Raw genomic sequence first — 19,734 nt, forward strand, 5'->3', positions numbered from 1 at the left:
GTTACAGCCCTCGAATCAGGTCGAAGACCCCGGTGAGGTGTACCGCGAGTGGGATGACGGCGATGAGGGCGGCGATTTCGGCACGTTCGAACCAGACAACGGTTGTCGGTTCTAGGTCGGGTACGCGCCGGGCCCACAGCACGGTGGTTGTAGCTGCCAGTGCGGTGAGGACGGCGATGGTGATGAGGGCGGGATGCGGGTCGTCGATACGCACAACGCTGATGGCGGAAGCAATGACTGCCGCGAGTGCTATCGCCATCAGCGCAATGCGGGTTGCAGCCCAGTGGTGGCGCGATGCGTAGACGACGAGTGCGCCAGCGATGCAGGTGCAGAACACGAGGTTCCATGCACCGCCGCTGCTGCCGATCTGGAGGAGCGCAGGGATGCTCACTGTGGCAATTCCGGCGGTGACTGCGCTGGCGATGGTGGTGGCGACTCGGCTGCGTGCGTCGACGTCTGGTTGGTATTCGTCGGCGCGATCGAATTCTTCGCCGGCGGTGGGCACGTGCGCCACGGCAAGGCCTGCAGCACGGGTGGCGATGCCGGGTGTGGCGGCAACCGTAAACAGGCCGGTGAGGACGGATAATGCGGCAGGCGCGTTTGCGGCGGGCAGCCAGGTGCCTAACGTGCCGATGCCGCTGAGCACACCAACCGTGACAGCAAACGCCACCAATGCAGGGCCTGCAAGGCGCAGAGCCACTCCAATGCCGACGGTGATGAAGGCTGTGACGACACCTGCGAGTGCGCCAAGAGCAACGTCTGTGCTGTGCAGGTTCGGTTCTGCGCCACCGATGACCCATGTGGCGGCGGCCCAGCCGAGGCACAACGGCGCGGCAGCAAACACGGCGGGCGATTTCGCAACAGCAGCGAGGGTGAGCGCACATAACCCGGTGACGGCGAAGGTCGCGGGAGGTGGGGTAAACATGCTGAGCAGCAACGCAATGCACGCTAACCCTACGAGGGTTGCGGCGGCGTCGAGGCCGCGCACGCTGCGGGCATTGCGGCCTGCGTGCGCGAGGGCGTCGGCGGCGTCGCGTACCACGGGAGGTGCGATGGGTTCTTTGGGGCGCAGGGCGATCACGGCGCCGTCGTGAAGCTTGAGCGCGTACAACGGCGTGTGCATGTCGAGTGGGCGTCCGCCTGCCGTGGAGATTTCCCACGGGCGGTGGATCTGCGGCAGTTCCACAAGACGCGCCAATTCGGGCAGCACCTCTGCAAACGTTGAGGATGTCGGCAGTGTGACATCGATATCGCGGTGAAACGCCGCAACAGAAACACGTACGGTTACGCGCACAATGTGGTGCGCCGAAGTAGCAACCAAAACTCTTCCCCCGGAAGTCTCAACGCGTGGCCCCCATTTGCCACGCAACTTGGGCCAGTATGGCGCACCGTTACGCTGCAGTCCAGCTTTTCGTACCCCTTTGGCGGGCAAATGGTCTACACTGCGCTCAACACTATGCCCAACACAGTTCGGGGGAACTGTGGCCACATGGGGTGAAAAGGGGGGATCCACGAATGCTCGGGTTAGACCACGATGCTGTGCTCGCACCAACTGCGGGCACACCTGACGTGCCGGCACTGCCAACAGGACAACTGCGTGCAGAGCCAGTCCCAACAGCGCAAAAGCCGCAGACGCAGCCGGTGATCAAGATCTTGCTGCCAATTGTGATGGTGGTTGCCGTTGGTGCGGTGATGGCGCTGATGATGACATCTGGACGCACTGTGAGCCCAATGATGTTGATCTTCCCGCTGATGATGCTTTTCGGACTGTTGGGCATGATCAATCCGCAAGATCGGCAGGGAGATATCAACGAAACGCGCCGGGTGTACCTGCGCCACCTGGATGCGTTGACCCGGAAGGCGCGCGCGAACGCAGCGCAACAGCGCGCGCACGCGACAGGGTTGCACCCGGCTCCGGCAGATCTTGTTGCTGCGACACCGGTGGAGCGGGTTTGGGAGCGCACTGCGGCGTCACCGCTGGCGTTGACCGTCCGGTTGGGGACTGGCAGCGGTGCGCTGTGCACGCCTGTCGATGTAGAGGATCCGGGAAGCCCAGAGGACCTTGACCCGGTGTGCGCGGTGAGTCTTCGTCGCACTGTCGCTGCCGTAAGCACCGTGCCTGGCATGCCGATTGTTGTGCAGCTCGATGCATTTCCCGCGGTCACCTTGGCTGGTCCCGGCGCGCATGAGGTGGCGCGTTCCATCGTGTGCCAACTCGCGTTTTTTCATGGGCCCGAGTTGGTCAGCATCGACGCGCCATTCGCGTGGGCGAAGTGGCTGCCGCACGCTCGCGCGGAACATGCACGTTTTCGCGTGGTGCTTATCGACGCCACCGTGGAGCACCTCCACGCCCCCGACGCCGACTGTGTGATTGTCGTCCACCCGGACGAGCACTACTTTGTGGACCCGGATGCCTTCCACCTCGTGTGCACCGATACGCTCGCTGCGGTCACCGAACAGGGCATGGAGCAACTCGGCCTTCCGGACTCGTTCACTGACGCGCAGGCCGAGTTCATCGCTCGCCACCTCGGGTTCTACCGACGCCCAGAAGGTGCGAGTGAAGACACGGGCGATCTGCTTGCCATGCTGGGGATTACGGACCTGGATGCACTCGATGCCACCACCATGTGGCCGGGGATGCGCAACAAGCTTGTCGTGCCCATCGGCGCGACCCCCGATGGGCAGCCGGTGTACCTGGACTTCAAAGAATCAGCGCTCGGTGGCATGGGCCCACACGGGCTCTGCATCGGAGCTACCGGTAGTGGTAAGTCCGAACTGCTTAAGGAAATCGTTGTTGCGCTTGCCGCAACGCACTCGCCGGACGAGCTCAACTTGGTGCTTGTGGACTTCAAGGGCGGCGCAACCTTCCTCGGCTGCGAGGACCTGCCCCACACCAGTGCGGTGATCACCAACCTTGAAGACGAGGCCGTGCTGGTCGAGCGCATGTTTGATGCCATCTCCGGCGAGTTGAACCGCCGCCAGGAACTGCTGCGTGCCGCAGGCAACTTTGCCAACATCACCGACTACACCCGCGCCGGGCACACACTGCCGTCGCTGGTGATCATCGTCGATGAGTTTTCAGAATTGCTCTCGCAACACCCGCACTTCGCGGACCTTTTCGTCGCGGTGGGCCGCCTGGGCCGCTCACTTGGTGTGCACTTGTTGCTCGCCTCGCAGCGGCTCGAGGAAGGAAAGCTGCGCGGGCTCGATTCCCACTTGTCGTATCGCATCGGGTTGAAGACGTTTTCCGCAGGGGAGTCGCGCCAAGTCCTCGGCGTGCCGGATGCCTATGAACTGCCCAGTGAGCCGGGCTCGGGTTACCTCAAGTCAGGTATGGAACTCACCCGCTTCAGGGGTTCTTACGTGTCCGGTCCGCTGACCCGCCAGGTGTTGTCGCACCCAGCGGACGCGCCGACAGTGCGGTTGTTTACCGGCGACGAGATAGAAATCGCCCCGCAAACTGTTACCGATACCGACTATTCGACAACGCTGTTCGACGCCGTTGTGGAGAAAGCCCGCGACGTCGCCGCAACCCGGAGCATGCGCGCCCACCAGGTGTGGCTGCCACCGTTGCCGGATACGCTCGCGCTTTCTTCGCTTGTCGACGACACCATCGCCCTCGTCGACGAGCCCTATCGCCAACTCCAAGTCCCCTTCGCCGTGGACTTTTCCCGTGCCGGTGGGCATGTTGCCATTGCTGGTGCGCCGCAGACGGGGAAGTCGATGGCGGTGCGGTCGATCGTCGCCAAGCAAGCGCTGTGTCGCACAACCGATGAGTTGGCGATCTACATCATCAACGCAGGCGGCGGCGACTACAGCGACATCGAGTCCCTGCCACACGTGGCGGGTGTGGCGAACGCGAAGGACGAAGAACGCACGCGCCGTGTTATCGACGAGGTCACCGGACTTCTGGATGTGCCTGCCTCGCGCGCGACACTGCTCGTTGTCGATGGTTGGCATGCGTTGCTGGCCAACGATTCCAAACTTGAGGACCTGCGCGATCCTTTGGCACGGATCGCCTCCGAAGGCCCTGCTGCACGCGTGCACCTGCTGGTTACCACACAGCGGTGGAACGCAGTGCGTGCGAATGTGCGCGACCTCATCGGCACCCGCATCGAGATGCGCCTGACCGAGCCGATGGATTCGCTGATCGACCGCAAGGCCCAAGAACGTCTCGCCGCCGTGCCGGGACGTGCGCTCACCCCGGACGGCAAAGTCATGCATGTCGCGCTGACCAGCGCCGAAGACATCGCACACATCGCAGCCCAGGCGGCGAGCCAGACGCCGGTGCCACGCCTGCGCGTGCTGCCAGCAAGAGTCGACGCGCAACCGCTTATCGACGGCACCCGCATCCCACTCGGCATTGGCGGAGCGGACCTTGCACCGCTGTACTCCACCGGCCACATCCTGGCCATCGGTGCAGGCGGCGCGGGCAAATCCGCCTTCATCGCCAGCACGATTGCGGCTATTTCAGCGATGCCACGCGAACAAGCCCGCATGGTGATCTGCGACCCGCGGCGGGCCCACCTGCGCAACGCCGACAGCGACATGGTCGCGGCGTACGCGGCCTCCTCGAGTGCGATCACCGATGCGGTGCGCTCGCTGGCCACCACGCTGACCTCGCGACTGCCGGGCAGCGACGTCACGCCCGCCCAACTGGCAGACAGGTCCTGGTGGGCAGGCCCAGAGCTCTACTTGCTTATCGACGATCTCGACCTGGTCGGCGACGAACCACTGCGCCCAATCATCGACTTGTTGCCCCACGCGCGTGACATCGGCTTGCACATCGTGGTGGCACGCAAGTTCGGCGGTGTTGGGCGTGCCATGTTTGGCCCGTTCCTCGCCGCTGTGAAAGACCTTCACCCAGACGTGCTGATTCTGGACGGCACCAAGGACGAAGGCGCACTCTTCGGCGTCCGACCGGCACCGCAGCCACCAGGGCGCGCAACGCTCGTACAGGGCGAGCCGAAGGGCATGATCCAACTGCCGATGCTGAATATGGAGGACTAAATGACAGACCTGCGCATTACCGCGACCGATGCGTCGACCGTGTTCACCGGTGCAGCCGACGTCCACCGCTTCGACGCGCCAAGCAGCCGTGAAATCGCGAACACGATCCGCACTGTGCTGGGGCCGAACCCAGACGGGGCACACGTGCACATCACCGCAGACGACACGCGCCTACGCGAGCTCGAGTACGCCCTGGCGGACTACGACATTGACTTAACCACCGAACTCCTTGGTCCCGATCCGGCAGACGTGCCACGTTCGCTCAACGCACCCTCCGCGCCACCTGCGCCGTGGGATCCGCCACGGGACCCGCCGACAGACACGTTCGCGGCAATTGCGGACAACCGCTCGTCAAACATCGGCGTCTGGATCATCGCCGCAGTCGTCGCGGTGGTCGCAGTCGTGTGTGCGGTGGTCATCTTCAACGTTGTCTGGAAAGGCAGCGTTGGCAGTGCCGGCAGCGCCAGCAGTGCAGCGAACACGGACAGTTCAATTGCGACACCGACGGCTACTGAAGCTGCGGCGGGGGCAACGCCGTCTGTGGTGGTGGAGTCGTCGATACGCGAAGAAGCACCGCAGACCGTCCTGCTTGAACAAGACGGCCTTCAAGTGGAACTGCCTGCCGGGTTCGCGCTTGAGGCCGACGATGGCACGTGGCGCGCAACCGGCGATGATCCGAATTTCCGCCTCCACATCGCCGTCGAGAGGCTGTACCAATTACCGGCCAAGACTATGGCCGAGCAACTCCTCGCCGATGTTGAGGCGGACCCGCAAACAGAACTTGTGGACACGGATGGCACCTCGGTGACCTACCTGGAGCGCGCCGCGGATGGATCGCAGGCGCTCTGGAAGACCTGGCCGCACGGCACCACCCAGCTTTTCGTGGGCTGTCACACGCGCCATGAACCCACCACAGTGCAACGCGCAACGTGTCGAATGGCCATGGAAACCGCTGAATTTAAGGGGGCTGACATGCGGACATGAAAAACTTTTGAATTCGATGGAACCGAAAGCACCAAATGTCAGTCAGATATATGAACGGCAAACACACACCGTTCATCCAACCTAAACACACAAGGGGGAAACCATGGAGCTGTTCGCCACTGAAGCGGAGGTCATGCGCGCCGCCGCAGACCGTACCGACGACACCAACGCAAACGTCAACCGTGAAATCGATCGCATCCAACAGGTAGTCGAATCCACTCGCAACTACTGGGTGGGCAACGCGCAGCGCAGTTTCGACGACCTGATGATGCGCTACGACGACGCTCAAAAGCGTTTGTCGGAGGCGTTGACCGCGATCTCCGCGAACATTCGCGACAACGCGAAGCACTACGAGTCCACCGACGCAACCAACACCGACAGCCTCCGTCAGCTCGCTGGCGGACTCGCACTCTAACCACAAGGGGGAACCACCATGCAGATCAAATACGACTTCACTCAGATCGCCGGCGCATCCGAAGATATGCGCGCATCCGCATCCCGCATCAACGGCGACCTGGCCGAACTGAAGCAGATGCTCCAGCCCATGGTCCAGACCTGGGAAGGTACCGCCGCCACCGCCTACCAGGCACACCAAGCCAAGTGGGACCAGGCAGCAGAGGACCTCAACCAGATCCTCACCCAGATCGCGCAGACCGTTGAGGATGGCAACTCCACCATGTTGGCCGTCAACAACGCTGCAGCGAACAGCTGGGGCTAATCAACAGACTTGCGTCGGGGCGACAACGCCGACCATCGGGGGATAGGGCGCGGCAGACCCGTCCCCGGCGCATCCACAAAAGAAAAAAGGGGGACTCGGGGGAAACGCCGCCGCAGGTGACTATGGGGAACACCTGCGGCGGCGTTTTTGTTTTGTGGCCAGATTGCCGTAGTGTTTAACCCCTGTGTGTCCCGCCTGACGCGCGTTTCGGGTCTCCACCGGCCGCCGGAACCGTCGAGGAACATGCGAAGTATGGCCGGCAGCAATCTAGACAGACTTTAAGGAGTCATGCATGTCTACTTACCACCCGAAGAGCGGTGACGTGACCCGTAACTGGTACGTCATCGACGCAACCGACGTGGTGCTGGGCAAGCTTGCTTCCACCGCAGCAGACCTGCTGCGCGGTAAGCACAAGCCGCAGTTCGCACCGAACGTTGACACCGGCGATCACGTCATCGTGATCAACGCCGACAAGATCCACATCTCCTCCAACAAGCGCGATCGCGAGATGCGTTACCGCCACTCCGGCTACCCGGGTGGTCTGAAGTCCATGACCCTGGGCCGCGCACTGGACGAGCGTCCGGACCGCGTGATCGAGGAAGCTGTGAAGGGCATGATGCCGCACAACAAGCTCTCCCGCCAGTCCATCAAGAAGCTGCACGTCTTCGTCGGCTCCGAGCACCCGTACGCTGCTCAGAAGCCGGAAACCTACGAGTTTAAGCAGGTGGCACAGTAATGACCGAGCCGAACAACTACGACAACCTCGCTGCCGACACCGACATCGATGCCGCAACCGCAGCAACCGAGGAGTTCAACTACACCATCGGTGACGCAATTGCGCCGGAGGCTGACGCTGCTGAGGAGACCGTTGAGGTCGCACCGCTGCACGAGGGCCCGATCCAGACTGTTGGTCGTCGTAAGCGCGCAATCGCTCGCGTGACCGTCGTCGAGGGCGAAGGCAAGATCACAGTCAACGGCCGTGAGTTCGAGGAGTACTTCCCGAACAAGCTGCACCAGCAGGACATCCTGACCCCGCTGACGCTGCTCGAGCGCGAGGGCCAGTTCGACATCAAGGCCAACATCTCCGGTGGTGGCCCGACCGGCCAGTCCGGTGCTCTGCGTCTGGCTATTGCCCGCGCACTGAACATCTACAACCCGGCTGAGCGCCCGACCCTGAAGAAGGCCGGCCTGCTCACCCGTGACGCTCGTGCCGTGGAGCGCAAGAAGGCTGGTCTGCACAAGGCCCGTCGCGCACCGCAGTACTCCAAGCGTTAATCGCTGGCTTACTCCACACGCCGTCGCCCGGTTTCGGGTGGCGGCGTTTGCCGTTTCTTCTGTCATTGTTGGCGAGCGGACCGGTTGCGAGGGTTCGTCGATAAGCAATTGCAGCAAACATGCATAATTGTGGGCATGACTCGATTGTTTGGAACTGATGGTGTTCGCGGCTTGGCCAACGAGGCGTTGACAGCGCCGTTGGCGTTGAAGCTCGGCGCGGCTGCGGCAACGGTGCTGACGAAGGATCGTCGCTCCGGGAAGCGTCGCCCAGTAGCGCTCATTGGGCGCGACCCGCGCGTCTCCGGTGAGATGCTGGCGGCAGCGATGGCAGCCGGCATGGCGTCGAAGGGCGTGGACGTGCTGCGTGTCGGTGTGATTCCGACGCCTGGCTTGGCGTTTCTTACGGACGACTACGGAGCCGACATCGGTGTAATGATTTCCGCCTCCCACAACCCGATGCCGGATAACGGGATCAAGTTCTTCTCCGCTGGTGGTCACAAGCTGCCGGACGATATTGAAGACGAGATTGAGCGCGCCATGGACGAGCTGGAGGAAACCGGTCCGACCGGCACCAGCATCGGCCGTGTGATCGAGGAGGCCCCAGATGCGCAGAGCCGCTACCTGGCGCATCTGGCTGATGCGGTGAGCACCGACCTGTCGGGCATCAAGGTTGTGGTGGACTGCGCGAACGGTGCAGCGTTCGAGGTAGCCCCGAAGGCGTATGCGGCAGCGGGAGCTGACGTGACCGCGATCTTTAACAAGCCCGACGCCTACAACATCAACGACGGCGCAGGCTCCACGCACATGGAGCAGATTCAGCGCGCAGTGGTTGAGCACGGCGCGGACCTTGGTTTGGCGCACGATGGTGACGCGGATCGTTGCTTGGCTGTGGACGCCGAGGGCAATGTTGTCGACGGCGACCAGATCATGGCTGTACTGGCAACCGCGATGCGCGACAACAACTCGTTGCGCTCCAACACGCTGGTGGCCACGGTGATGAGCAACCTGGGGCTGAAGCAGGCAATGAAGCGCGAGGGCATCGAGATGCGGGAGACCAAAGTGGGCGACCGTTATGTCCTCGAAGAGCTCAACCGTGGCGACTTCTCCTTGGGTGGCGAGCAGTCCGGCCACATTGTGGTTCCGGAGCATGCGACCACCGGCGATGGCGTGCTGTCCGGTCTGATGCTCATGGCACGCATGGCTGAAACCGGGAAGTCGCTCGCTGAGTTGGCGAGTGTGATGACCGCGCTGCCGCAGACGCTGATCAACGTTCCGGTCTCAGACAAGTCGCGCATTCTTGACGACGAATCCGTTACCGCCGCGATCCGCGAAGCTGAAGCGGAGCTGGGCGATACCGGTCGTGTCTTGCTGCGTCCGTCGGGTACCGAGGAGCTGTTCCGCGTGATGGTGGAAGCAGCTGAGGAAGAACAGGCACGAAAGGTTGCCGGACAGCTCGCGGCGGTCGTCGCAGCCGTGTAACTTCTGAGTAAGAAGTTTTTTGCCCCGGCAGGGAACCGCCGGGGCGTTGGGGGAGTCTAACTAAGTAGAAATAGTTGGACTGGAATCTTTTCAGGGGTGGGAAATGACACGACATGTCAGTGCTGTCGACGTTGACGTTGACAATGTTCGAACGCAGTACGGTGCCGCGATTAACGCGTACCGTGCTGCGGCGCACGACCTCGACGCGAGGCGCATCACGGTGGACCCGTCTGCTTTCGGCGATGGCTTCGCGGAGCAAGGCCAGCGTGTTGCTGAGGCACTTGAAGCGCTTCACAGTACGTCGAAGCGGTTTTTAGAGGTCCGCAGCGAGAACTGGGAGCAGGTGCTCGCGCTTACCGACGACATCGTGGCCGCCGATGCACTCGCAGCCGAGGTACTTGAGGGGGTGGAGCAGCCATGATGCCGACAGTGCAAGATGATGTCCGTACCCTCGTCGAAGCAGTCGAGGTTGCACCTGAGGTGCCAGAGCACCAGCGCAATGCCGTGCGAGGCCTTGCCGGTGAGTTGATGTCCGAGTCCTCCTGTATCAGCGGGCTCGACCTTTCAGTGTTCGCACAGATCGGCTTGCAATTGGCGTTGAGTTGTGAGCGTCCGGATACGCCAGCGCGCACGTGCACGGCAGATAACAGCGGATGGTTTGAAGAGGTGGGCATCCGGGATCGGGAGTGCCGAAATGAAGCCCGCGAGACCGACCACTTTGAACACGTCAAGCAGGTAGGCCAGCGTATTGGAGAGTGCTCTTCGGCGATAGAAGCGATCGTGCGCTCAGCTGATATGGCGATTCGTGCGATCTTGGAACCTGCGCGCCGTGTGTTCGAAATCGCGCAGCGTTGCGGGATCACTCAGATTGTGGAGATCGCCGTAGAGGTGATCATCGAAGCGCTGCGGTGTGCAACGGCAACGACCACGGACCGAAATGGGGTGATCCGGGAGTGCCTCGACAGCATTGCCGAGTGCACCGGTGAGGCGGCGCAAACCCAGCCAGAGCCTGCGGTGGAGAAACCATGCGACACGGTTGCAAGCTCCTCGGTCGGCACTGTGGCCGCCGGCGTGAATATCTCGGTCGATGTGGGGCTGAAGCTGGGCGTTGAGCTCGACCTCGCACAAGGAGAGGTGGAATGCCCGCCGGAGGAAGCACCGAAGCCGGAGCCTGAACCGCCGGCGAAACCAGCACCGAAACCTGCTCCAGCACCGGCGCCAACGCCACCGCCACCGCCACCGCCTGCACCTGCACCGACACCGACTAAGGATGGGGTTATCGCCCCACCGCCAGAACTGTCGCAGGTGCAAGAGCCGCCACCACCGCCGAAGAAGGCACAGCACGTCGATACAACGGCTGCTTCCGTAGGTGGCGCAGACGGGGCACAATCAGGCGCTCAGGGCGGGCAGGATCCGTGGGCAATGAAGAAAACGGGGGAGTGGTAACCAATGGATTACGAGTTGTTTGTGCTCCAGTTCCAACGTAGGACGCAAAAACGCATGGCTGATTTTGAGGCCATGATGCGCGAGCACCAGAACAAGATGGAACAAACTGCGAAGCACTACGCCAGAGCACGCGAGACGATGGAACGGCCGAAGCCGGTCGCGCCGCGTGGGGATTACACCTTGGAACGCTCGCGTGTGTCTGCGGCGCGTCGCGCAAGAAGGGCGCAGGTGCATGCGGTGCTGCAAAGCCAGGCCCGGGGGACTCCGCCGGAGCAGCCCGGCGTGGGCGAAGAGGCCTAGCCCCTGAGTGAGAACCTCGCGGAAGCGCGCCGCCCTAGAACAGGGAGAAACCGGCGTTGTCGCGGGCCAGCCCCGCGGCCTTGGCGAGCTTCTCGCCAGAAAGGGAGACCACGCCAGAGCCTTCGGCGTCGGCTTCCGCGTAGCCGGCGTAGGCCTTCTCGTCGTTTAGCACGTGCAGCAAGTAGCCCACGAGCAAGCCGCGCACGGTTTCCTGCAGTGCGCGGTCGGACTTGCCCAAGCCGAGGATGCGCTTGATCATGCCGTCTTCGGAGAAGGACTGCTGATCGCCCTTCTTCGGTGCGCGGTAGACCACGTCGCCTGCCCAGTTGTAGGCAAGCTTTGCGGGGTTGCCCGGGTCGAACAAGGAATCGCCGTCCTCGCCGGGACCGATGACCATGCCGGGGGCGAAGAGCGCACGGGCTGCTTCCACCGCGGACGGTGCGACGTTTGCCGGGTACACCGTCGCCACAGCCTTCACCTTCGGGTTGTCTACCGCCGCAAGCACTGCGGCGCCACCACCCATGCCGTGGCCAACGATGCCGAGTTTGCCTGGGGAGACAGAGATGTTGCCGTTGCCCAGTCGCACGCCGGCGAGGATCTGCAGGCTCGTCTCCAGGTCTGCAGCAAAGCCACGGTGATCTGGCCTAAACCCGGTTTCGGTGTTGGGTGCTGCGACTGCGATGCCCCAGCTGGCCAGGTGGCGCAGTGTGCCGTGGTAGTCGTCGATGTCTTTCGTCCAGTCGTGGCCGAACGCGACAGCGGGCAGGTTCTTACCCTCGGCAGGGGTGTACACCTTGCCGGGCAGGCCCGTGTAGCCCAAGTCGCCTTCAAGGACGCGGTGGGGGCCACGCTTGGACAGGTCAGAGAGTTTCTTTAGCTTCGCAGACACGCCGACGATCCTACTGCATCCTTGTCTGGACTAGGGTGAGTCCATCGTTGCAGGCGGGGTTACTCAGGAGGCAGGATGCTCGGCGCGTTACAGCTCGCATTCGTCGATTCGGTGAACCTTCTGCTCATCGGGGTCATCGTTGCAGTAGGTATTGCGGTGCCGCGGGGAAACGGCCGCTACGCCAAGACGACATCGTTGCTGATTGCCGGTGACTGGCTGGGGGTGGCGGGGCTTGCGCTGCTGATGCTTGTCATTTTCGACGGGTTGGGCTCCGCCGTTGAACGTTTTGTCAACGGCCCTGTCTTCGGTGTGTTGCTGATCGCAACGGGTTTGCTGACGGCGGTGCTTGCCATGCGTGGCGGTGACAACCAGGCGCTGACGCAGAAGATCATGCAGCACCTGAACACGCCCGGTCCGCTGACGGTGCTGACGGGTTTTGTCTTGGGGCTGGTGCAGTCGGCAACCTCGGCACCGTTTTACGGCGGGCTTGCGTTGCTGTCCGCCTCGGGTATTGACGCGCAGGTGCGTTACGCGGCGATTCCGCTGTACGCCTCGGTGGCGTTGTCGCTGCCAACGCTGTGTGCGCTGCTGGTCGGGTTGGTGCGCGCTCGTCCTGAAAGTCTCGCAGGCAGGGGGTTTGCGTGGGCGCGCAGCCACCCGCAGCAGGTGACGGCAGCGGCGACGTGGGCTGTGGCAGTAATGCTGACTGTGCTGGGTGTCGTGCACCTGCTGTAGGTGGTGCACAATGGGGCGTATGTTTCCGCTCCGTACAACGATTGATCTAGGCGCGATTGCGCACAACACTCGCCGTCTGAAAGAGCAGGCAGGCGAGGCGAAACTCATGTGTGTGGTGAAGGCGGACGCCTATAACCATGGCGTCGAAAAGTGTGTTCCGGTGATGGATCGCAATGGCGCAGATGCGTTCGGCGTGGCCACGTTGGCTGAGGCTCGTCGTGTCCGTGAGGTCACACAGAAGCCTGTGCTCGCCTGGTTGTGGAGTATCCACGAGGAGTTACCGGAGGGCATCGATCTTGGCGCGCCGAGTGTTGCCCATTTGCAGTTGCTTATCGACGAACCCACGCACCGCACCGTCTACCTCATGGTGGATACGGGCATGCACCGCTCCGGTATCGACGAACCCGAGTGGGAAGCAGCGTTCAAGATGGCATTTGAGGCGGAGCAGGCCGGCAAGATTGAGGTTGCTGGTTTGATGACGCACCTGGCGTGCGCCGACAACCCGGTCGACCCCTACACGGATTTCCAGGCGGAGAACTTCCGCAAGGCGATCGAGGCGGCGCGTGCGGCCGGATTGCGTGTGGAGCGAAACCACATGGCGAACTCGCCAGCGACTTGGACGCGCAAGGATTTGCACTTTGACATGGTGCGCCCGGGCGTGAGCCTGTACGGGCTCGAGCCAGTGGCGGGGATTGACCACGACCTGAAACCGGCGATGACGTGGGTGGGACAGGTCATCGCGGTTAAGCCGATGAAGCAGGGCGAAGTAACCAGTTACGCACGCACCTGGGAAGCACCTGAGGACGGCTACACCGCAGTGATTCCGGCCGGTTATGCAGACGGCGTGCACCGTAGCTGGCAGGGTGCGTTGGAGATCGCCATCAATGGCCAGACCTACACCCAGGTTGGGCGTGTGAGCATGGACCAGATTGTGGTGTGGCTCGGCGCAAACGAGGACAACGTCCAGGCAGGCGACGAGGCAATCATCTTCGGTGCGGGTGGTCGCAGCGCAACTGATCTGGCTAAGGCCGCCGGCACGATCAACTATGAGGTTGTGTGCGCGCCGGAGGGCCGAACGCTTCGCACCTATGTAGGGGAGGAGTAAGTGAAGGACTCGTTTGCGCGTGAGGGAAAGCGGGTGTGTGAGGGGGTCGTCGATACGCAGCAGCTTGGTGAGGAGCTCGGCGCAGCACTTGAGGCGGGGGATCTAGTGATCCTGGATGGCCCGCTCGGCGCCGGCAAGACCACATTCACACAAGGTATTGCGCGTGGCATGCAGGTGAAGGGACGCGTGACCAGTCCGACGTTTGTCATCGCGCGCCAGCACGCTTCCACTGTGGGCGGGCCCACGTTGGTGCATGTGGATGCCTACCGTCTCGGCGACGATCCGCTGGGTGAGCTCGATGCGCTCGACCTGGATACCGAGTTGGAAGATGCCGTGGTGGTCGCAGAATGGGGCGGCGGTTTGATGGAGCAGTTGGGGGCGCGCCACATTCTCGTGCAGTTGGATCGGGAGACTCTCGCAGAGACTGAGGGGCGGATAGTTTCCTGGCGTGTCGTAGAGGGGATGTAGGCTTACACCCATGCTGAAAACGAGTAGCAAAGCCCGTGGTTGGATCATTCTTGCGGCGGTGCTGTGGTTGGTGATCCTGATCGGGATCATCTTCATTCCGCAGTCCCGTGGCTCGAACGCTGTGGACGAGGTGAAGCCGACGAACTCGCTGACGCGTGCGTTGCTGCAGACCCGTCCGGGCGGTGACGTGGTTGCCGCGCAGCTCGTTGACCCGTCCAGGGTGTACGACGCAAACGAATACATGGGGTACACCACGCTGTGCCCAGGCGAGCCGGAGGAGCTGGTGAAGGCGAAGAAGGAAGCCTTCGCGCTGACGGATGAGGATGTGGACCTCAACGGCGAGATGGGTTACGTGCTGCTGATCCCAGCGGAGGGTGAGACTGCCCTGATCGACCCGGTTGAGTTGAAGAAGGTCGACATCTGCACTGTTCCGCAGTCGGAGACTTTCCCGCTGAACACCGCAATGCCGTTCTACAACACGAAGGGCCAGTGGGCTCTGGGGATGGGCCAGTAATGCTGGTGCTCGCCCTCGACACGGCGACTACGGATTTGGTCGCAGGTGTCGTGGATACCGAGGCGGCGAAAACGCTTGCTGAGGCAACCGTTGCTACGCGTGCGCACAACGAGCAGCTTGTGCCGACAGTGCAGGTGCTTCTCGACGAAGCCTCGCTCACCTTCGCCGACCTCGACGCCATCGTTGTCGGTTGCGGGCCGGGCCCGTTTACCGGTTTGCGTGTCGGGATGGCCACCGCCTCTGCGCTTGGCCAGGCGCTTGGCATTCCGGTGCATGGGGTATGCACCCACGATGCGGTAGCGGTAGACCGCCAAGGCGATGTGCTTGTGGTGACCGACGCCCGCCGCCGCGAGGTGTACTGGGCCCGGTACAACGACGGTGCCCGTGTTGCAGGCCCCGAGGTATGTAAGCCGGCGGATCTGCCAGTGGAGCAGGTGGACGTGCTGAGCGTGCCCGACAACCTTGCAGAGCAGGTCACGGTCGTAGCAGGCACTATTGCGTACCATGCGCCGGCCCCGGCTGGGTTGGTTGCTGTGGCGGATCTGAGCGCCACCCCGGAGCCTCTCGTCCCGCTGTATTTGCGTCGGCCGGATGCGGTGCCACCGAAGCAAGCTCCGAAGTCGCCCGCGCTGCCGTGATGGAGTTCCGTGAACTGACAGTCGGCGATGCGGCCGCGGCGGCAGCGATAGAGGCTGTCCTGTTCGCCGGGGATAACCCGTGGTCGGAGGCAGCATTTCGTTCAGAGATTGCTGCGCCCCACACGTTTTACCTCGGTGCGTTTGAAGCAGGCCGGATGCTTGGGTACGCGGGGCTTGCAATGCTGGGCCCGCGCGACGACCCAGAGTTTGAAATCCACACCATCGGGGTGGACCCCGAACAGCAGGGCCGCGGCCTGGGCCGGGCGTTGATGGACCAGATGATGCACACCGCTGACCTCATGGATGGTCCGGTCTATCTTGAGGTGCGGGTGGAGAACGAGCCCGCGATCGCGCTGTATAAACGTTTCGAGTTTTTCACCGCCGGCGTGCGGAAGAACTACTATCAGGCCTCCGGCATGGACGCGTACACCATGACGCGCCCGCGCAAGAGCGAAAGGGTGTAAGCAATGATTGTCCTCGGTATCGAGTCCTCCTGCGACGAGACTGGCGTAGGCATCATCAACCTTCATGACGACGGCACGATGGAAATCCTTGCCGACGTCGTCGCGTCCTCGATGGAACAGCACGCCCGCTTTGGTGGTGTGGTGCCGGAGATCGCCTCCCGTGCACACCTTGAGGCGATGCCGCAGGTGATGGAAAAGGCGCTGGCGGACGCTGGTATTGAGAAGCCAGATGCCGTAGCAGCCACGATCGGGCCCGGTCTTGCAGGCGCACTGCTGGTTGGCGCTTCCGCCGCGAAGGCATACGCCGCCGCCTGGGGCGTGCCCTTTTACGGCGTGAACCACCTTGGCGGCCACGTCGCTGTGGCCAACCTCGAGGGGGAAAGCTTGCCGCACTCGATTGCGCTGTTGGTCTCTGGCGGGCACACGCAGCTGCTCGAGGTTGACGCGGTGGGCAAGCCGATGAAGGAACTCGGCACCACACTCGACGACGCTGCTGGTGAGGCCTACGACAAGGTGGCCCGGCTTCTGGGGTTGGGCTACCCGGGTGGCCCGGTCGTCGACAAGTTAGCTGCGCAGGGGGATCCGAATGCGGTGCGTTTTCCGCGGGCGCTGTCGCGTGCGGAGGATCTGCGCGGCGAACACCGTTACAACTTCTCGTTCTCTGGGCTGAAGACCGCGGTCGCGCGCCACGTTGAGGCCGCCGAGCGTGAGGGCCGCGTGATCTCGCTGGAGGACGTGTGCGCGTCCTTCCAGGAGGCAGTCTGCGACGTGCTTACCGCCAAGGCGATCATGGCCTGCGAGGACACCGGCGCGAACACCCTGCTGCTCGGCGGGGGTGTGGCGGCCAACAGTCGTCTTCGTGAACTCGCGCAGCAGCGTTGCGACGACCGCGGCATCGAACTGCGTGTGCCACGGTTCAAACTCTGCACCGACAACGGTGTGATGATCGCAGCGCTTGCGGGTCAGCTCATCCACGAAGGGGCCACGCCGTCTGATTTGGGTGTAGGCACGGACACGTCGCTCGAGGTAGAGGTTCCGCTCGTGTAATCGCTCGCCGAGCGAGGTCACCAGGGAGGGGCTACATTGAGCACCTGAACTGTATCCCGTGAAAGGAAATCCTCCGTGACCACCGAGCAATTTAGCCAAGAGCAGGCCGAACGCGAACGCTTCGGGCTGCTCGTCAACCCAGATCTGACGTACCGTCGCATCGTGTTCGATGAGGACTCTGCGCGCGAGATGCTCGGTGGCGGAACCGATGGAGTTGTGGACGTGGCGTTTGACCGCGACGGCAACCGGTTCCACGCGATTTACCGGGTTGACGCTGGAATTGTCGGAGCGGAGCCGAACCCTGTTGCGTCCCTTGCGCGTAACACTGCAGAGACGGACACCCCGGAGTTTCTTACGGATCCCACCCGGTCGATCTGCGGGCCGGTGATCTTCGCGGCGCGCGGGGGCGGCAGCATCAGCGAAGGCACGGTCGAAGAGGTTGTCAACGCGATCCGTGCGGTGGAAAACTTCCGCAACGACAATCCCGAAGAGTTCGAGCTGTGGCGTAACGCGGTGAAAAACCGCTAAACGCCACCAGTGTTGTTGGCTGGCACTCTCATAGGTAGAGTGCTAAGGCAGGTTGTGTGAAGCACAGTTGTTCACCCGCGACGACGGCTGCGCCTCGTGAGACCTGAACTATTGATTCATTCACCAATGAAAGGTTTTTGATCATGGCAAACGTCAACATCAAGCCGCTGGAGGACAAGGTCCTCGTCCAGATCGCTGAGGCTGAAACCACCACCGCCTCCGGCCTGGTTATTCCGGATTCCGCGGCGGAAAAGCCGCAGGAAGCCGTCGTCATCGCTGTTGGCCCGGGTCGTCTCGACGACAATGGCAACCGCATCGCCGTGGACGTGAAGGAAGGCGACACGGTTATCTTCTCCAAGTACGGCGGCACCGAGCTGAAGTACGGCGGCGAGGAGTTCCTCCTGCTGTCCGCTCGTGACCTGCTGGCCGTCGTCGAGAAGTAAGTAAAACGCTATGGCAAAACTCATCGCATTTGATCAGGAAGCTCGCGAGGGCATCCAGCGCGGCGTGAACACGCTCGCCGACGCGGTGAAGGTCACCCTCGGTCCCCGTGGCCGCAACGTTGTGCTTGCAAAGTCCTGGGGCGGCCCGACCGTCACCAACGACGGCGTGACCATCGCCCGCGACATTGACCTTGAGGATCCGTTTGAGAACCTCGGTGCGCAGCTGGTGAAGTCCGTCGCAGTCAAGACCAACGACATTGCAGGTGACGGCACCACCACCGCAACGCTGCTCGCCCAGGCGCTCGTCGCCGAAGGGCTGCGCAACGTGGCTGCTGGTGCGAACCCGATCGAGCTGAATAAGGGCATCAAGGCGGCAGCCGACAAGGTCGTCGAGGAGCTCAAGGCTCGCGCGACCGACGTGAAGTCGTCCGCTGAGATCGCCAACGTGGCCACCGTGTCCTCTCGCGACCCTGAGGTTGGTGAGATGGTCGCAGGTGCCATGGAGAAGGTGGGCAAAGACGGTGTGCTTACCGTCGAGGAGTCTCAGTCCATTGATTCCTACGTGGATCTGACTGAGGGTATTTCCTTTGATAAGGGCTTCCTCTCCCCGTACTTCATGACCGATCCGGATGCCGGCCAGGCCGTGCTTGAGGACGCCCGCGTGCTGCTCGTACGCGGCAAGATCTCCTCTCTGCCGGATTTCCTCCCGCTGCTTGAGCAGGTTGCATCGGAGTCGGTGCCGCTGTTCGTCGTGGCCGAGGACATCGAAGGCGAGGCGCTGCAGGCTCTCGTTGTCAACGCGATCCGCAAGGTGATCAAGGTCGTTGCTGTGAAGTCGCCGTACTTCGGCGAGCGCCGCAAGGCGTTCATGGATGACCTTGCTGTTGTCACCGACGCGACCGTCATCGACCCAGAGGTTGGCATCAACCTCAAGGACGCCACCCTGGACCACCTTGGCTCCGCACGCCGCGTAACCACGACGAAGGACGACACGGTCATCGTCGACGGTGCCGGCACGGCAGAGGCAGTCGAGGAGCGCCGCGAGCAGATCCGCCGCGAGATCGAAACCACGGATTCCACCTGGGACAAGGAAAAGGCCGAGGAGCGCTTGGCCAAGCTTTCCGGTGGTGTCGCGGTGCTGCGCGTCGGTGCAGCGACCGAGACCGAACAAAACGAGCGCAAGCTCCGCGTCGAGGACGCCATCAACGCTGCCCGCGCGGCAGCAGAGGAAGGCATCATCGCCGGCGGCGGCTCCGCACTGGTGCAGATTGCCAAGCAGCTTGAGGAGTTTGCTGAAGGCTTCGAAGGCGAGCAGAAGACCGGTGTGCTGGCAGTGGCACGTGCACTGTCCAAGCCGGCATTCTGGATCGCTGACAACGCGGGCCTCGACGGCGCTGTCGTCGTGTCCAAGGTTGCCGAGATGAACAACGGCGAGGGCTTCAACGCCGCCACGCTCGAGTACGGCAACCTCATCGACCAGGGCATCATCGACCCGGTGAAGGTGACCCACAACGCTGTGGTCAACGCCGCATCCGTGGCTCGCATGGTGCTGACCACGGAGGTATCCGTGGTGACCAAGCCGGCCGAAGAAGGCGAGGAAGGTCACGCACACGCCCACTAGGGTGTCGTCGATACGCTAAAACAGTGCCCCACTTCGGTAGGGCACTGTTTTTCTTTTGGCGTGATTCTTC

Annotated in this window: 22 protein-coding genes; 20 read left to right on the plus strand and 2 right to left on the minus strand. The window is 62.7% G+C overall.

What is annotated here, in order from left to right; all coding sequences use genetic code 11:
* Nucleotide 1: 1 nt before the first annotated feature.
* Nucleotides 2-1,321: a type VII secretion integral membrane protein EccD gene (gene eccD / locus CCOY_RS02205; RefSeq protein WP_208856581.1), complete on the minus strand. Its 1,320-nt coding sequence runs from the start codon at nucleotides 1,319-1,321 to the stop codon at nucleotides 2-4.
* A 194-nt stretch (nucleotides 1,322-1,515) separates the two neighbouring features.
* On the opposite strand from eccD, the gene eccCb reads away from it, so the two are divergent.
* The 10 genes from eccCb (at nucleotide 1,516) to CCOY_RS02255 (ending at nucleotide 11,212) form a co-directional block, all read left to right on the plus strand.
* Nucleotides 1,516-5,010: a type VII secretion protein EccCb gene (eccCb, locus tag CCOY_RS02210; RefSeq protein WP_092101474.1), complete on the plus strand. Its 3,495-nt coding sequence runs from the start codon at nucleotides 1,516-1,518 to the stop codon at nucleotides 5,008-5,010.
* Nucleotides 5,011-5,994: a type VII secretion-associated protein gene (locus tag CCOY_RS02215; protein ID WP_092101476.1), complete on the plus strand. Its 984-nt coding sequence runs from the start codon at nucleotides 5,011-5,013 to the stop codon at nucleotides 5,992-5,994.
* Nucleotides 5,995-6,097: 103 nt separating this feature from the next.
* Nucleotides 6,098-6,409, plus strand: coding sequence for a WXG100 family type VII secretion target (locus CCOY_RS02220; protein WP_070422754.1), 312 nt, complete (start codon nucleotides 6,098-6,100; stop codon nucleotides 6,407-6,409).
* An 18-nt stretch (nucleotides 6,410-6,427) separates the two neighbouring features.
* Nucleotides 6,428-6,712 (plus strand): WXG100 family type VII secretion target, encoded by a 285-nt coding sequence (locus tag CCOY_RS02225; RefSeq protein ID WP_070450580.1) that lies wholly within the window; start codon nucleotides 6,428-6,430, stop codon nucleotides 6,710-6,712.
* Nucleotides 6,713-7,004: 292 nt separating this feature from the next.
* Nucleotides 7,005-7,448 (plus strand): 50S ribosomal protein L13, encoded by a 444-nt coding sequence (rplM, locus tag CCOY_RS02230; RefSeq protein WP_070422756.1) that lies wholly within the window; start codon nucleotides 7,005-7,007, stop codon nucleotides 7,446-7,448.
* Nucleotides 7,448-7,987 carry a 30S ribosomal protein S9 gene (gene rpsI / locus CCOY_RS02235; RefSeq protein WP_070422757.1) on the plus strand — a complete coding sequence of 180 codons (540 nt, stop codon included), beginning with the start codon at nucleotides 7,448-7,450 and terminating at the stop codon, nucleotides 7,985-7,987. The genes rplM and rpsI overlap by 1 nt, the downstream gene beginning before the upstream one ends.
* 135 nt (nucleotides 7,988-8,122) lie before the next feature.
* The gene (gene glmM, locus CCOY_RS02240) at nucleotides 8,123-9,466 is read left to right on the plus strand and encodes a phosphoglucosamine mutase (RefSeq protein WP_092101478.1); all 1,344 of its coding nucleotides are present in this window, start codon (nucleotides 8,123-8,125) and stop codon (nucleotides 9,464-9,466) included.
* 103 nt (nucleotides 9,467-9,569) lie between these two features.
* A complete protein-coding gene (locus tag CCOY_RS02245; RefSeq protein ID WP_070771066.1) occupies nucleotides 9,570-9,887 on the plus strand; it encodes a hypothetical protein in 318 nt (105 codons plus the stop codon).
* The gene (locus CCOY_RS02250) at nucleotides 9,884-10,912 is read left to right on the plus strand and encodes a hypothetical protein (protein WP_092101480.1); all 1,029 of its coding nucleotides are present in this window, start codon (nucleotides 9,884-9,886) and stop codon (nucleotides 10,910-10,912) included. Before CCOY_RS02245 ends, CCOY_RS02250 begins: the two co-directional genes overlap by 4 nt.
* 54 nt (nucleotides 10,913-10,966) lie before the next feature.
* Nucleotides 10,967-11,212, plus strand: coding sequence for a hypothetical protein (locus CCOY_RS02255; protein ID WP_141739346.1), 246 nt, complete (start codon nucleotides 10,967-10,969; stop codon nucleotides 11,210-11,212).
* 34 nt (nucleotides 11,213-11,246) lie between these two features.
* Here the strand turns inward: CCOY_RS02255 and CCOY_RS02260 are convergent, their stop codons facing one another.
* Nucleotides 11,247-12,101 carry a dienelactone hydrolase family protein gene (locus CCOY_RS02260; protein ID WP_070450566.1) on the minus strand — a complete coding sequence of 285 codons (855 nt, stop codon included), beginning with the start codon at nucleotides 12,099-12,101 and terminating at the stop codon, nucleotides 11,247-11,249.
* 75 nt (nucleotides 12,102-12,176) lie between these two features.
* Between CCOY_RS02260 and CCOY_RS02265 the strand changes: the two genes are divergently transcribed.
* The 10 genes from CCOY_RS02265 to groL all read left to right on the plus strand — a co-directional run bounded on the left by CCOY_RS02265 (nucleotide 12,177) and on the right by groL (nucleotide 19,664).
* Nucleotides 12,177-12,836, plus strand: a complete 660-nt coding sequence (locus CCOY_RS02265) for a hypothetical protein (RefSeq protein WP_092101482.1) — start codon at nucleotides 12,177-12,179, stop codon at nucleotides 12,834-12,836.
* 19 nt (nucleotides 12,837-12,855) lie between these two features.
* Entirely contained in the window at nucleotides 12,856-13,941 is a 1,086-nt protein-coding gene (gene alr, locus CCOY_RS02270) for an alanine racemase (protein ID WP_092101484.1), read from the plus strand.
* On the plus strand, nucleotides 13,942-14,409 hold the full coding sequence (gene tsaE, locus CCOY_RS02275) for a tRNA (adenosine(37)-N6)-threonylcarbamoyltransferase complex ATPase subunit type 1 TsaE (protein ID WP_092101486.1): 468 nt from the start codon (nucleotides 13,942-13,944) through the stop codon (nucleotides 14,407-14,409).
* Nucleotides 14,410-14,419: 10 nt separating this feature from the next.
* Nucleotides 14,420-14,923: a hypothetical protein gene (locus CCOY_RS02280; RefSeq protein WP_070422765.1), complete on the plus strand. Its 504-nt coding sequence runs from the start codon at nucleotides 14,420-14,422 to the stop codon at nucleotides 14,921-14,923.
* Nucleotides 14,923-15,561: a tRNA (adenosine(37)-N6)-threonylcarbamoyltransferase complex dimerization subunit type 1 TsaB gene (tsaB, locus tag CCOY_RS02285; protein ID WP_070422766.1), complete on the plus strand. Its 639-nt coding sequence runs from the start codon at nucleotides 14,923-14,925 to the stop codon at nucleotides 15,559-15,561. Before CCOY_RS02280 ends, tsaB begins: the two co-directional genes overlap by 1 nt.
* The gene (gene rimI / locus CCOY_RS02290; RefSeq protein ID WP_092101488.1) at nucleotides 15,561-16,025 is read left to right on the plus strand and encodes a ribosomal protein S18-alanine N-acetyltransferase; all 465 of its coding nucleotides are present in this window, start codon (nucleotides 15,561-15,563) and stop codon (nucleotides 16,023-16,025) included. Before tsaB ends, rimI begins: the two co-directional genes overlap by 1 nt.
* 3 nt (nucleotides 16,026-16,028) lie before the next feature.
* Entirely contained in the window at nucleotides 16,029-17,072 is a 1,044-nt protein-coding gene (gene tsaD / locus CCOY_RS02295; protein WP_070422768.1) for a tRNA (adenosine(37)-N6)-threonylcarbamoyltransferase complex transferase subunit TsaD, read from the plus strand.
* A 75-nt stretch (nucleotides 17,073-17,147) separates the two neighbouring features.
* The gene (locus CCOY_RS02300) at nucleotides 17,148-17,600 is read left to right on the plus strand and encodes a hypothetical protein (RefSeq protein ID WP_070570595.1); all 453 of its coding nucleotides are present in this window, start codon (nucleotides 17,148-17,150) and stop codon (nucleotides 17,598-17,600) included.
* Between the two features lie 143 nt (nucleotides 17,601-17,743).
* The gene (groES, locus tag CCOY_RS02305) at nucleotides 17,744-18,043 is read left to right on the plus strand and encodes a co-chaperone GroES (RefSeq protein WP_070422770.1); all 300 of its coding nucleotides are present in this window, start codon (nucleotides 17,744-17,746) and stop codon (nucleotides 18,041-18,043) included.
* Nucleotides 18,044-18,053: 10 nt separating this feature from the next.
* On the plus strand, nucleotides 18,054-19,664 hold the full coding sequence (gene groL / locus CCOY_RS02310; protein WP_070422771.1) for a chaperonin GroEL: 1,611 nt from the start codon (nucleotides 18,054-18,056) through the stop codon (nucleotides 19,662-19,664).
* Nucleotides 19,665-19,734: the final 70 nt, after the last annotated feature.

The organism is Corynebacterium coyleae, assembly GCF_030408635.1.
GTDB lineage: Bacteria > Actinomycetota > Actinomycetes > Mycobacteriales > Mycobacteriaceae > Corynebacterium > Corynebacterium coyleae.